This is a genomic window from Stutzerimonas stutzeri (assembly GCF_024448935.1).
Lineage (GTDB): Bacteria > Pseudomonadota > Gammaproteobacteria > Pseudomonadales > Pseudomonadaceae > Stutzerimonas > Stutzerimonas stutzeri_AO.
The window spans coordinates 1-13,708 of sequence record NZ_JAMOIE010000112.1 but is presented as its reverse complement, the minus strand read 5'-3'; the positions used below and the strand labels follow the sequence as shown (position 1 = coordinate 13,708).

At 58.9% G+C, this 13,708-nt stretch carries 12 protein-coding genes; 8 read left to right on the top strand and 4 right to left on the bottom strand.

Annotated features, from left to right (window positions below; genetic code table 11):
* Positions 1-534 precede the first annotated feature (534 nt).
* Entirely contained in the window at positions 535-2,739 is a 2,205-nt protein-coding gene (locus tag NA637_RS22015) for an OsmC domain/YcaO domain-containing protein (RefSeq protein WP_256074655.1), read from the top strand.
* A gap of 78 nt (positions 2,740-2,817) precedes the next feature.
* Here NA637_RS22015 and NA637_RS22010 read toward each other — a convergent pair whose 3' ends face one another.
* Positions 2,818-4,059, bottom strand: a complete 1,242-nt coding sequence (locus NA637_RS22010) for a polysaccharide pyruvyl transferase family protein (protein WP_256074653.1) — start codon at positions 4,057-4,059, stop codon at positions 2,818-2,820.
* Complete coding sequence (locus NA637_RS22005; protein WP_256074652.1) at positions 4,056-5,327, bottom strand: polysaccharide biosynthesis C-terminal domain-containing protein; 1,272 nt, start codon at positions 5,325-5,327, stop codon at positions 4,056-4,058. Before NA637_RS22005 ends, NA637_RS22010 begins: the two co-directional genes overlap by 4 nt.
* A 312-nt stretch (positions 5,328-5,639) precedes the next feature.
* Here NA637_RS22005 and NA637_RS22000 point away from each other — a divergent pair, with 312 nt between their 5' ends.
* The 6 genes from NA637_RS22000 to NA637_RS21975 all read left to right on the top strand — a co-directional run bounded on the left by NA637_RS22000 (position 5,640) and on the right by NA637_RS21975 (position 10,301).
* On the top strand, positions 5,640-6,515 hold the full coding sequence (locus NA637_RS22000) for a YihY/virulence factor BrkB family protein (RefSeq protein WP_256074651.1): 876 nt from the start codon (positions 5,640-5,642) through the stop codon (positions 6,513-6,515).
* Between the two features lie 179 nt (positions 6,516-6,694).
* Positions 6,695-7,810: a glycosyltransferase family 4 protein gene (locus NA637_RS21995; RefSeq protein WP_256074650.1), complete on the top strand. Its 1,116-nt coding sequence runs from the start codon at positions 6,695-6,697 to the stop codon at positions 7,808-7,810.
* A complete protein-coding gene (locus NA637_RS21990; RefSeq protein WP_256074649.1) occupies positions 7,803-8,567 on the top strand; it encodes a DUF2334 domain-containing protein in 765 nt (254 codons plus the stop codon). The genes NA637_RS21995 and NA637_RS21990 overlap by 8 nt, the downstream gene beginning before the upstream one ends.
* Entirely contained in the window at positions 8,564-9,556 is a 993-nt protein-coding gene (locus tag NA637_RS21985) for a lysylphosphatidylglycerol synthase transmembrane domain-containing protein (protein ID WP_256074648.1), read from the top strand. Before NA637_RS21990 ends, NA637_RS21985 begins: the two co-directional genes overlap by 4 nt.
* A 90-nt stretch (positions 9,557-9,646) precedes the next feature.
* Positions 9,647-9,838 carry a CsbD family protein gene (locus NA637_RS21980; RefSeq protein WP_256074646.1) on the top strand — a complete coding sequence of 64 codons (192 nt, stop codon included), beginning with the start codon at positions 9,647-9,649 and terminating at the stop codon, positions 9,836-9,838.
* A gap of 316 nt (positions 9,839-10,154) precedes the next feature.
* On the top strand, positions 10,155-10,301 hold the full coding sequence (locus tag NA637_RS21975; protein WP_256074644.1) for a hypothetical protein: 147 nt from the start codon (positions 10,155-10,157) through the stop codon (positions 10,299-10,301).
* Positions 10,302-10,323: 22 nt separating this feature from the next.
* Here the strand turns inward: NA637_RS21975 and NA637_RS21970 are convergent, their stop codons facing one another.
* Positions 10,324-10,737 carry an NUDIX hydrolase gene (locus NA637_RS21970; protein WP_256074643.1) on the bottom strand — a complete coding sequence of 138 codons (414 nt, stop codon included), beginning with the start codon at positions 10,735-10,737 and terminating at the stop codon, positions 10,324-10,326.
* A 579-nt stretch (positions 10,738-11,316) separates the two neighbouring features.
* Between NA637_RS21970 and NA637_RS21965 the strand changes: the two genes are divergently transcribed.
* On the top strand, positions 11,317-13,257 hold the full coding sequence (locus NA637_RS21965) for a sodium:solute symporter family protein (protein ID WP_256074642.1): 1,941 nt from the start codon (positions 11,317-11,319) through the stop codon (positions 13,255-13,257).
* A 138-nt stretch (positions 13,258-13,395) separates the two neighbouring features.
* On the opposite strand, the gene NA637_RS21960 is transcribed toward NA637_RS21965, so the two are convergent.
* The coding region (locus NA637_RS21960; protein ID WP_256074641.1) for an SIR2 family protein at positions 13,396-13,708 on the bottom strand (313 nt) is incomplete at its 5' end.

Genomic DNA, 13,708 nt, shown 5'->3' with positions numbered 1-13,708 from the left:
GTCTTGACCCCACTCGGCGACACTCGAAGCTGTAAGCCCTGAATTTTAGTGTCGTGATAAGTGGCACGCTTACCGGCCTCGGACGGCGGTAGCGCCAGCAGCCTTTCTTTGCTGAATGCAATATGGGTTGCGCTGGGCATGCCTTCCTCGCCGATTTTGGGGTTACGCTGGGGTTACGTATTTGGTCGAAATATGGATATTTCGGTGTAACCCCGTTAAGCCTAGAATAGCCTTCATGCCTCGCTCTGTACAGGTCCGTAGAGATTCAGAAATGCGAGGGTATCCAGACACCCTCGCATTCGTAATGCGAAGGTCGGGGGTTCGACTCCTCTCACCGGCACCAATGAAATCAAGGCTCGCAGCGATGCGAGCTTTTTTCTTTTTCCGTCGGTAGGCAGCGTCGCGATGCATCGTAGCGACGTCTGAATCGCCGGAAAAAGCGCCTGATTGCGAACTGCTTTCTCGGAAAAGAATAAGACATCCAGCCTGGAAGCCGGATAATGGCGATCAAATGTATCGTTCTGGTAATCCCGCATGGAAATCAAGGTTAAGTTTCTCGACAACCTCAGGCTAGAAGCCAGGTTTGATGATTTCACGGTGGTCGCCGATCAACCGATTCGTTACAAGGGCGACGGTTCGGCACCGGGGCCTTTCGACTATTTCCTGGCTTCGTCGGCGCTATGTGCCGCGTACTTCGTAAAGGTGTATTGCCAGACTCGCAGTATTCCTACCGAAAATATCCGTCTATCGCAGAACAACATTGTCGATCCGGAGAATCGCTACAACCAGATATTCAAGATTCAGGTCGAGTTGCCTGCGGATATCTCCGATAAGGACCGCCAGGGCATCTTGCGTTCAATCGAGCGCTGCACCGTCAAGAAGGTGGTGCAAACCGGGCCGGAGTTCGTCATTGAAGAGGTCGAAAACCTGGACGCCGATGCGCAGGCCTTGCTGCTGCCCGGTACGGGATCAGAGGCGCGCACCTATATAGCGGGCAAGGATCTGCCGTTGGAGCAGACGATCGCCAATATGTCCGGACTGCTGGCCGATCTTGGCATGAAGATCGAAATTGCCTCGTGGCGCAATATCGTGCCGAACGTCTGGTCGCTGCATATTCGCGATGCGCATTCGCCAATGTGTTTTACCAACGGGAAAGGCGCCACCAAGGAAAGTGCTTTAGCGTCGGCGCTAGGCGAATTTATCGAGCGAATCAACTGTAATTTCTTCTACAACGATCAGTTCTGGGGAGAAGATATTGCCAATGCCGCGTTCGTCCATTATCCGAACGAGCGTTGGTTCAAGCCTGGCCGTAAGGATGCGTTGCCGGCGGAAATACTCGATGAGTACTGCCTGGAAATATATAACCCCGACGGTGATTTGCGCGGCTCGCATTTGTACGACACCAACTCTGGCAATGTAAAGCGAGGCATCTGCGCCCTGCCTTATATCCGGCAGTCGGACGGGGAGGTGGTGTATTTCCCGTCCAACCTTATCGAAAACCTGTTTCTCAGCAATGGCATGAGTGCCGGCAATACGCTGGCCGAAGCTCAGGTGCAATGCCTGTCGGAAATTTTCGAGCGCGCCGTTAAACGGGAGATCCTCGAAGGGGAAATTGCGCTGCCGGATGTTCCGCAGAACGTATTGGCAAAATTCCCCGGCATCGTAGCGGGCATCAAGGGGCTGGAAGAGCAAGGCTTCCCGGTGTTGGTCAAGGATGCCTCGCTGGGCGGGCAGTTCCCGGTGATGTGCGTCACCTTGATGAACCCTCGCACCGGTGGTGTATTTGCCTCGTTCGGCGCTCATCCGAGCTTCGAAGTGGCGCTGCAGCGCAGCCTCACGGAATTGCTGCAGGGACGCAGTTTCGAAGGGCTCAACGATTTGCCTCAGCCGACCTTCGAAAGCAACGCAGTGACCGAGCCGAACAACTTCGTGGAACATTTCATCGATTCGAGCGGTGTGGTGTCGTGGCGCTTCTTCAGCTCCAAAGCAGACTTCGCTTTCGTTGAATGGGATTTCACGGCCGATGGCGACGACGCCAATGCCGAGGAGGCCGCCACCTTGTTCGGCATCCTCGAAGAGATGGGAAAGGACGCCTATATGGCGATCTACGAGGACCTGGGCGCAACGGCTTGCCGCATCCTCGTGCCCGGCTATTCCGAGATCTACCCGGTGGAGGATCTGATCTGGGATAACACCAACAAAGCGCTACTGTTCCGTGCGGATATCCTGAATCTGCACAGCCTGGACGATGCCGGTTTGCAAGCACTTGGCGAGCGACTGGAAGCAAGCGAACTGGATGACTACACCGACATCACCACATTGATCGGGATTGAGTTCGACGACAATACCGCCTGGGGTCAGCTCACCATTCTTGAGTTGAGGCTGTTGATCTGTCTCGCCCTGCAGCGATTCGAAGAAGCCAAAGAGCTGGTTGAGGCCTTTCTGCAATTCAACGACAACACCGTCGAGCGCGGCTTGTTCTACCAGGCGTTGAACGTCGTATTGGAGGTGGAACTGGACGAGGAGCTGCAACTTGATGATTACGAGGTCAACTTCCGCAGGATGTTTGGCAATGCTCGGATGGATGCGGTGATCGGATCGTTGGACGGTAGCGTGCGCTTCTTCGGCTTGACCCCTACCAGCATCCAACTCGAAGGGCTCGATCGGCACCAGCGGCTCATCGACAGCTACCGGAAGCTTCACATGGCACGAGCCAATCGGATGACTTCGGTTCGCTAGTTCGACGGCCGAGCGAAGCCTGATGGACAAAAAGCCGGCATAGTTGCGGGCTTTTGCGTGGTGCGCCAGGCTGCTGACTCAGTTTGCGGCTACGGCTTTCGGCTTGTGCTGTTCGTTGCGGGTTGTCTCGCCGTGCGCAGGGGCCGCGTCGTAGAGCTCGACCATATGGTCGAGGTTGGCCCGCACGCGGCCTTTCATGGCGTCGACCACCGCGCGCAGCTCGGCCCGCTGGCTGTCGCCGAACACGTCAATCAGGTGGGTGCCGATCTGGCTGAGCTGTGGGACCTCTGCAAAGCCGCACGACTGCTTGGGAACCCAGGTTTCAAGAAAGCTCGAGAGCTTGATCACGCGCTGCGGGAGCAACGCTATTTGCGGAACGGCGTAGGCAAGCGCGGTGATCGCGCCGTGCAGGCTGGTACCGCAATAGAGCTTGCTGGTGGCGATGCAGCGAATGATGTCTTCGATGTTGCCACTGTCGACACGGTAGGCGCGCTCGTCACCGAGCAGGCTGTGTAGCTTGTCGAGCGGTTCGTCATCCGAATGCCCGGGTGCCTTGCCAATGGTCAATAGCGCGATCTTCAGACCGGTGTTGACGTTGAGTTCGGTCAGTTGCTGAGCGATCGCCTCGATGCGGCGCTTGGCGTGGTGATCGGAGATATGGAAGACGATATGGCCGGGCTCGGCGGGATCGACCTGCTGCGGAAAAATATCGGATATCAGGATCGCGCTATCCGGCACCAGGTTGTGTTCGACTCCGAGCTTGTCCAGCTCAGCCGAGGTTTCCCGGTCACGTACCGACACATAGGTGCAGTCTTTGAGGTTGCGCTTGATGGCGTCATGGATCAGCGGCTTCTTGCGGCTGATCTCGTTTCCACCGACGCTGTTGTACACCACCTTGTAGCCGGGCAGGTCGCGTTCGCCAAGGACTAGCGGGACGTCCGACGGAATCGAAGTGAACATTCGGCTCAGGCGGATGAACGCCTTATGGCCGATCAGGTAGGGGCTCGCCTTGATCGGGTAATAGATCGCCTGCGGTGCGAGGTAGCCGATGATGCTTTCCCACTGCGCCGTAAGGCATTCGCCGCCGGCCACGATGAGCATCGTTTTTGGCTGCTGACGGGTGGCCTCCAGCGCTTTTTTCAGCGGAACGGTGGGAAGCGCCCCGTACCTTGAAAGGTTGGACTTCGTGGTCGCGGCAACTATCACAGAAAAGCGACCGTCCGCTTCCAGGTAACGCTTGAGGACGATTGCAAAGAGCAGGTCGCCATAGTTGTGCCGGTCATAGGCTCCATAAGCGATTACGTTTACCCGGTCAGTCATGGCGTCGGACTCCTTGCGATGTTCTTGAACTGCACGAAGAGCAGGGTGTTTTTGATCGCCAGCGCTACGGCTGTGGCAAAGCAGGCACCGTTGACGCCGTAGCGCGGAATGAGAATCAGATTTAGCGCTACGTTGATCACGCAGGCCGCGATGTTGTTGTGCAAGTAACGACGGTGATTGCCAGTCATGGTCATGAAGATGCCCAGCGGGCCTGCGGCCAGGACAAAGAAATAGCCGATGGCAAGGACCAGCAAGGGATAGACGCCTTGCTCGCGGTACTCGGGGCCGAACACGGCAAGGATGTATTCGCGTAGCAGGCCGATGGCGAGCAGGATCATCAGCGCCAGCGCAAGCATGAAGCGCGAATACCTGCGGACAATGGCGAACGCACCTGCGCGGTCGTTCTGCGCCCAGCGTTTGGAGATGTCCGGGGCGATGGTGCCGTTGATGATGAACAGCAGCGTGGTCGACAGCGCTGCGATCTTGGCGGCGATGTAATAGATGCTGACTTCGCTGGCCGAGCGCAGCACGCCGAGCAATAGCGTGTCGGATAGCTCGATGATGCTGTTCATCACTGCAATCAGCATCAGCGGCACACAGAGGATGAGCATCTCGCGCCAGCCCAGCGCAGCTTCCGCTCCTGAGCGGGGCAGGCTGCGGCGGGCGCGCCAGACTGAACCGAGGATCGCCAGTGCGAAGCTGAACACAAAGCAGGCTACAACGGTGGTCAGATCGCTACCCGTGACCGCCACCAGCAGCAGCGTTAGCGCAGGCTGGAAGGCGGTTTGCCAGAACAGGCCTTCGCTGGTCTTGTGCTTGGCCTTCAAGGTTTCGCTGGCGATGCTCAGCAGCGACAGGCCGAGCGCAGTAACCGCGAAAAGAACCACCGCATGCACGAAATAGGCTTGTGTGGTCTGGGAGAAATACACCACCGCCAGGCCGATCAGGAACGCGGGAATGTTCATCAGCGCGGCAAGCATCAGCGCACGGTCGAAGTAGCTTCGCTGTTGGCCTTCGTGCAGGGAAGAAATGTTTTTAAGGCAGGCGATGTCGAGGCCCAGCCGTGCCAGCAATGACAGGAATATGCCGAGGGCTACACAAAAGAACACGGTCCCGGCAAGCTCTGGCACCAGCAGGCGCGCCAATAGGATGTTCAGGCCGAGCGTAGCGCCCGCGCCGCTGCCTTTGGTAACGATGAGCCGGGCGTATTTGACGAGGTCGGCTTTCATTCCTGGCTGGGGGGCGTCCGTGGCGTAGGCCAATTTCATTTACTGCTCCTGCTGTCCCGAATTGCGACAAGCCATGTTGGCGTCCGGGTTGCTCTGCCGCTCAACGCGAGTCCACTCAAGAGCAGCTCGCAGAACGACGCTGATGCAGGCGTTCCCAGTCAGCGACCGCCAAATTGGGCTCTCCATCAAGAGCGCTGTCGAGGCGGAAAGTTCCCCATCGTCCGTAGCCTGGCTTAATCCTGGTTGTCGGGAGGAAGGGCGGCCGGCGCTGGCGTTCTTGGGCGAACTCTTACAAAGCAGGGCCGTCCCATTTTTGACGGCTTTGGTTTTTAACCGCGTGCGATAAGGGGAATGGCGATGCTGGATTTGCGTGGCGTAGGCGGCTTCGAGCTGCTGAAACGCACCTTCAAAGAGTTCAGCAATGACGACATGACTACCTATGCGTCGGCCTTGGCGTACCGGGCCATCTTCTCGTTGTTTCCCTTTCTGCTGTTTCTGATTTCGCTGCTTGGTCTGCTGGATCTGCAGGAGTTTTTCACCTGGCTCCGTGAGCAGGTGTCGCTGGTGTTGCCACCCGACGCCCTGAGCCTGGTCAATCCTGTCATTGACGAGATGCAGGAGAAAAAAGGTGGCTTCCTTTCCTTCGGTATTCTCCTGGCGTTGTGGTCGGCCTCGATCGGGGTGCGCTCGTTGATGAACGCGATGAACAAGGCCTACGACGTCGAAGAAGGGCGGCCAACCTGGAAGCTGATCCTCCTCTCGGTCGTATACACCATCGGCCTGGCGCTGATTCTGCTGGCTACCGCGGCACTGATGATTGTCGGCCCGCAAGTCATCGAGTGGCTGGCCGATCAGGTAGGCCTGAAGGACATCGTGGTCACCCTCTGGACCTGGCTGCGCTGGCCGGTCGTGGTGGTGCTGATGATGCTGGTGCTGGCGGTGATCTATTACGTCACGCCCGATGTCGAACAGGAGTTCCGCTTCATCACCCCAGGCTCGGTACTGGCTGTGATCGTCTGGATTGCCGCTTCCACTGCCTTCGGCTTGTATGTGCAGAACTTCGGTAACTACGACGCGACCTACGGAAGCATCGGCGCGGTCATCGTTCTTCTGCTGTACTTCTATATTTCGGCGGCGGTCCTGCTCTTCGGGGCCGAGATGAATGCCGTAATCGAACACGCCTCGGCAGAGGGCAAGGATGAGGGTGACAAGCGAGTCGACGGCTAGCGCGCCCAGGTCGCGCGGGTGCGTCTGCGAACAACCGCCCCGGTCGGTGGTCCATTGATTTCATTGCAGAATCTTTCTGGCAAATGGCCCGGTTGTGGCCTCACCGACAGGTGGCTGATCACAGCTGGCTGGCCGGGCTCCGAAGGTTCTGCATCGAGACCTAACGGAGACGCTCCACTTTGCACATCGCCGACGTGACCATGTTCTACGCACCCGCCAGCGGCGGGGTGCGTACTTATCTCGAGGCTAAACACCGCCGTCTGCAGCTCTATGCAGGCGTTCGCCACAGCATCCTGGTCCCGGGTGAGCGCTATAGCCACAACGCCGGCATCTATCAGATACCAGCGCTGGCACTGCCTTTCGGCAAAGGCTACCGATTTCCGGTAAGACGCGCGCCCTGGCGCAATCAGCTGCGTTCGCTGCGTCCCGACGTGATCGAGGTCGGGGACCCCTATATGACCGCCTGGGCGGCGCTGGATGCCGGTCGCAGGCTCGACGTGCCGGTGATCGGCTTTTATCACTCAGACCTTCCACTGTTGGTGAGCAACCGTATCGGTGGGTGGTTGGGCACCAACATGAACGGCTATGTGTCGAGGCTGTACAGCAGCTTCGACCGGGTGCTGGCGCCAAGCCGAGTGATGGCGGAAAAGCTGGTTTCACTGGGCGTCGACAACGTGTATGTGCAGCCGTTGGGCGTTGATCTGGAAACCTTTCGGCCGAGCCTGCGTGACCCGCAAGTTCGCCGGGAGCTGGGCCTCGCCGACGATGCACGACTGATGATCTTTGCCGGCCGAGGATCGCGCGAAAAGAACCTGGACGTACTGCTGGAAACCGCGCGGCAGTTGGGCGAGCCCTATCATCTGCTGCTGGTAGGGTCGGGCATGCCCCATCGGGTGCCAGCCAATGTGTCAGTGATTGACCGGTTTTGTCCTGCCGCGGAGGTGGCGCGCTACATGGCCAGCAGCGACGTCCTGCTGCACGCCGGTAATCAGGAGACGTTCGGCCTGGTAGCGCTCGAGGCCATGGCCAGCGGGATACCCGTTATCGCGGCACGCGCTGGCGCATTGCCTGAGCTGGTGCCGTTCCATACCGGTCGGCTCTGTCGCCCGTTGGACGCCGCAGCAATGGCGCAGACCGTACGAGAGTTGTTCGAGGACGATCCGCGATTGCTCGGCATGCAAGCCCGTCAGCATGTCGAGGCGCACTATGCATGGGATGCAGTGGTCGCCGGCTTGTTGGCGCACTATCACGCCGTATTGGGCACGGCTCAATTGCCGGTCGCCGCGCATGGCTGAGCGCAGCCTGATGCTGGTGCTGCATGACGTGGCGCCAGAGACCTGGCCGGACTACCGGCCTTTTGTCGAAGCGGTCGACGCACTGGGGCAAATACCGATCTCATGGCTGGTGGTGCCGGATTTCCATCGACGCAACCGGCTCGAGGATCACGCCGATTTTCGATGTTTGCTGGATGGGCGGCTCGCTCGTGGCGATGAGTTGATCCTGCACGGTTGCTACCACGCGGATGAAGCGCCTTCGCCACGCACGCCACGTGACTGGTTCATGCGCCGCGTCTTTACCCATGAAGGTGAGTTCTACCCGCTGAGCCGGGAAGAGTCAGCCAAACGTCTACGGCATGGCATCGCGCTGTTCGAACGCAACCAGTGGCCCCTGCACGGTTTCGTGGCGCCTGCCTGGCTTTTGGGGCCGGGAGCTCGAGAAGCCTTGGCCGCGACTGGGCTGACTTATACCAGCGACCCGGGACATTTTTACTTGCTGCCCGACTACCAAGCCATAGACGCGCCCGGTCTGGTCTGGAGTGCTCGAAGTACATGGCGCCGCGGTATGTCACGGCTGCTCAGCGAGCGAATGCTCCATCGACACCAGCGGTCGCCGGTGTTGCGGCTCGGGTTGCACCCGGTGGACATGCGCCATGAGTTCTCGCGTCAGTACTGGCTGGATCTGTTGACTCGGCTGCTGGCGGACGGGCGCGAACCGGTGACGAAGATAGAGTGGCTTGACCGCCACGTATTGGCTTCGAGCGCCGCGGCATGAGCCGGCGCTGGTGGTTGCTGGCTGGCGCCTTGCTGATGGCCGCGCTGGTACCAATCCTGCTGGGCGGCAGCGACCTGCTCGAGCGGTTACGGGGCTTTCCCCTGGGGTTGCTGCTGACGATGCTGGGCATGATCGTCGTCGGTTGGTACCTGAATGCGCTACGGCTGCGATTGCTCATAGGCCACCGTCGGCTGGGGCAGCACCGTGCGGTGAGCATCGTGATCGCCACGGAATTCGCCATCTGTGCCACGCCCGGCGGTGCGGGCGGCCCTCTGACGATGATGGCGCTGCTGCTGCGCCATGGCGTGCCGCCTGCCAAGGGCACCGCAACCTATGCGGTCGAGCAGCTTACCGACCTGCTGTTTTTCGCCTGTGCGTTGGTGGGTGTGCTCATCTATGCGGTCACCCATTCGTTAAACACCTATATCGCCAGCCTGCTTGGCTTCAGTGCGGCACTGCTGATCGGCCTGATGGTGCTACTGGCCTTGCTTGGCCGCTTTCATCGCCAGGTATTTCTGCTCAACGGCTGGTTGATTGGCCGACTGGGTGTGAAGGGCACGCGCCAGCGTAGCTGGGCCAGAAAAGTGCTGAGTTTTCGCAACGCCTTGCTCGAATGTTTCAGGTTGCCGCGCACGATCCTGCTGGGAGTGTTCATCCTGACCGCGCTGCATTGGATGCTGCGCTATAGCGTGCTGTACCTGACCTTGCTGGGCCTGGGTAAACCGCTTGCCTGGGCTTGGACCTTTATCCTGCAGATGCTGGCGTTGACGGCCGGTCAGCTGAGCCTGCTACCGGGCGGTGCGGGCGGTGCCGAACTGGCCTCCGCGGCCTTGCTTGCGCCTTTGGTGGGGAAGTCAACGGCCGCGGCGGCCATCCTGATCTGGCGCTTCGTGACCTACTACTTCTATTTGATCGCTGGCGCGCCGCTGTTTCTGCATCTCGCCGGTCGGCCATTGTTCGACCGCCTGGCCAAAGCACGCAATGTTTGAGCGGCTTTGCCGAACCGTTCCTCGGGAAAACGAAACTATTGTCGGAGCGGTTCTGTCCACTGAACGTACCCAAGCAGAGAGGAACGTGCCATGAGCAGTACTGGAGACAAAATGAAAGGCAACCTCAACGAAGCCGTGGGCAAGGCCAAACAGGGTCTGGGCGAGGCTACTGATAACGAGGGCATGAAACGCGAAGGCCGGCGTCAGGAAGTCAAAGGCGACGCTCAGCAAGTCAAGGGCGAAGCCAAAGACATTGTGAAGAAGGGCATTGATCGCGCCTGACCGCTGCGCCATTGAAAAGCCCGCAGCGCGCGGGCGTTTTTCGGTAAATCCCCTGCACACCCGGCGAGGGGAAGTGCCAGCTTTTTACTTCCGGTTGACCGCTGATATGCGAACGCCGGACGAGCTCGATGGGTGGCTGCGTCGAAAACTACGTTGCCTGCTCGGGCGACAATAGAAACCCCGAGAAACCCCGAAAGCCCGCAGAACGACGACTCATCTCGCTTGGGTTTGTGTGGAGTTTTTGTAGAGGTGGGTGAGCGAACGACTGCGCGGGGGAATGGACTAATAGCCGTAACCTAACGCAGAGGTGCTCACCATGAACGGCAACGAACCGAATCAACCTGCCCAGCCTGCGCGAGATGAAGAAGACCCGGTCAAACGTGATCCAGAGGAGGCTAATGACGACCAGCTGGATGAGGCCTTGGAGGAGACCTTTCCGGCCAGTGATCCTATTTCTCCGTAGCTGCTCATTGGTGCCCCCAGCTTCAGTCTGCGAGCAGGCTATGGCGCAGTGCGGGAAGTACCTGCTCTCGTAGCAGGGGCGCCAGGTGCCCCTGCCGCTCTGCATGTACTTCCAGCCAGTCCAGCGCGTCGATTTCCGCCTGTGCCTTTACCGAGGCTTCCAAACGCGCAACAAATACGTCAGCTTCCACCCAATGGTCCGGTTCGTTTGCCGCCCGCGACTGAAAATGGCCGAGCGACTCTAGCTTCGACGGGTCCATCAGCAGATCCAGTTCCTCTTGCAGTTCCCTCTCGAGCGCTTGTCGAGGCGTCTCCTCACCCTCGATCTTGCCGCCAGGCAACATGAACGCATGGGTGCCGCGCTTGCGCACGATCAATACGCGTCCCGTCTCATCAAGCAGGCAGGCAGTGGCGATTTTCAGCACGGTTACCGTCATGCCGCTTGCTCCTTATCGTGACATGGCGCCACAAGCGTCTTGTGTTGGTTATAGCGTTGTAGGCGAAGGGCGAGTGAGTCTGGCAAAGCAGTGGTCTCACTGAAATTCCGTTGCTTGTAGAAAGACGCTAACCCCGGCTCACAAAATAACCATACAGGCCCTTCGCCGGCGGCCAGCGCTTGGGCCGCCAGGCCCTGGTTACGCTGGCTTGGGGCGACCAGCAAACCGCTCAGCCAATGGCCGCCATCGACGCCTGCGAGGCATAGCCCCGCAATAATCTCCAGATGCTGTGCGACCCGGTGGCGAGCACCCGCCGGCGCCCGCGTATGGCTGCGGTGGGCTCGGTAGAATTTGTCAAGCAAAGGTCGGCTTTGGTCTGGCGGCTGACACAACTGAGATGCTTTCATGAGCAGTTCTCCAACAATGCTGCCGGATATTAACCGATGCTCGTCTGGCCAGCGGCCCATGAGTCCAAGCCGAATTCGATGTTCGCTCCGTTCGGCGTTCATCCGACGCCTGCAACTTTCCGCCATCGTTCACGCTCTCAGAAGAACAGCCTCCAGCTAGGACATAATAAAAATGTTGGACCTACTGATCGTCATGGCCTTCATTCTCTACGGTCTGGGTTCCGGCCTGCGCGCACGGGGCAAGGCCTCCCAAAGCCTCGATGAATACTTCCTTGCCGGCCGGGCGATCAAGGGCTGGAAGGCCGGCTTTTCCATGGCGGCGACCCAGTTCGCGGCCGATACGCCGCTGTTGGTGACCGGTCTGGTCGCGACGGCGGGAGTCTTTGCGCTATGGCGCCTTTGGATCTACGGCCTCGCGTTTTTGCTGATGGCATTCGTCTTTGCGGTGGGCTGGCGTCGCGCCGGAGTGCTGACCGACGCTGAGTTGACCTGTGTGCGCTATAGCGGCAAAGGTGTCACGCCGCTGCGTCTGCTCAAGGCTATCTATTACGGCACGGTGATCAACTGCGTGGTGCTGGCAATGGTCCTGGTAGCGGCCATTCGTATCGCTGAGGTATTCCTGCCGTGGCATCTGTGGTTGCCGGCTGGCCTTTATGAGCCCGTCGTCGCGTTCATCGCCAATATGGGCATCCAGCTTGGCGAGAGCATTACTGGACTCGATCCGGCGATGATGACTGCCAACAACCTGATTTCGATCCTGCTGATCCTCGCGTTTACCGCAATGTATTCGATTACGGGCGGTTTGCGCGCCGTGGTACAGACTGACGTTATGCAGTTCAGCTTGGCAATGATCGGCACACTGCTCTACGCCTGGTTCGTGGTCGATGCGGCGGGCGGTTTGAGCGGGTTGACCGACCGCATCGTCGAGCTCTACGGTAGCGACCAGGCGAGCAGGATGCTGTCTTTCGCACCGCCTGCAGATGCGGGAGAGGCGTTGATGCCGTTTCTGGTGATCGTTGGCCTGCAGTGGTTCTTTCAGATGAACGCTGACGGTACCGGCTATCTGGCGCAGCGAAGCATGGCATGCCCCACCGACCGTGACGCCCGGATTGCCGGCTTGGTGTTCACCTGGCTGCAGATATTCCTGCGCAGCCTGTTCTGGATGGCGATTGCCATCGGATTATTGGTGTTGTATCCCTTCACCCCCGGTGAAATGGCGGGTGAAGGTTTCACTGCTGGGCGAGAGGCCTTGTTCGTGCAGGGTATCGAAGACCTGCTGCCGCCAGGCGTAAGGGGCTTGATGCTCGTCGGCTTGCTGGCTGCACTGGCTTCAACCGTCGATACGCACCTCAATTGGGGGGCTTCCTATTGGAGCAATGACGTCTATGGAGGCGTGTTCGCGCCACACGTGCTCAAGCGCAAGCCAAAGGATCGCGAGCTGGTGTTGGTCGCACGGTTGTCGAATGTACTGATCCTGGTGATCGCGATGGTCATCATGGCCAATCTCGGTTCGATCCAGACCGCCTGGTTCATTTCACTGCTATTCGGCGCGGGAATGGGCTCGGTACTGGTGCTGCGCTGGCTGTGGGAGAGAATAAACCTCTATTCGGAGTTGACGGCGATGGCGGTGTCGCTGATCACGGCGCCACTGCTGCTCTACTACCTCGGCACCGACCCTGATCGTGAGTGGGTGCGCCTTGGAATCATGGCACTAGCGACCACCACCGCCGCCATCCTGGTGACCTTCATTACCCCCGCTACCGACGACGCCACACTAAAGCACTTCTATAGTCGTGTACGGCCGTTCGGCTTCTGGCGGCGCGCGGCGAGGCTCAATGGGATGGCAGCCTCCGTTTCGGTGAAGGCACTTGGTACACGTCTTTCTGCAGTTGCGGTGACCGCCGTTTCGCTGTTTACCCTGCTGGTCGGCGTTGGCCGCTTGATGTTTCCGCCACCGGATGGGTCTTCCGTGATCAGTTGGGTGTGCATAGCGGTGGGCTTGTTGCTGGTACCGGTTTGGTGGCGGACCGCCATGGGGCGTGAGTTCGATAGCGACCCCGAAGACGAACTGCTGCCGGATGATATGGCGACGCCCGAAAACAGCACCTCCTGACACAGGCCGAGTACCTTGCCGTTTCGCCAGTTGCCCGTTTCGTTTGTTTATATATTGCAAGGACGTATCCGCTGTTACCCGATGTTCTAATAAATAAGCTTTTACGTTTGACCGGATTCAAACCATGCGCAACCTTCCTCAGCCCTCCACCAACTCTTTCAGAAAGTTCTGCAATGCCAGCCCTGGTTCGTCATCTTCAGAGGTGATCATGCGGATGCCCCACTGGCTGAGGATTTCTTCCTGCACGGGGTTGGGTTTATGCGAAAAAACATAGGAGATCGGCCGGACGCCTAGCGTTTCGTGTTGGTTCCAGATCTTTGAAAGCTTGTAAAACAGCAATCTGATATTGGTATCGGAAAGGCTGTAGCCAATAAACAGGACGGCCTTGCTCAAGGTGTCCGCGCGCAGTTTGATATCCAGCGGTGTCTCGAACTGCAGCCTTTCGTAATAG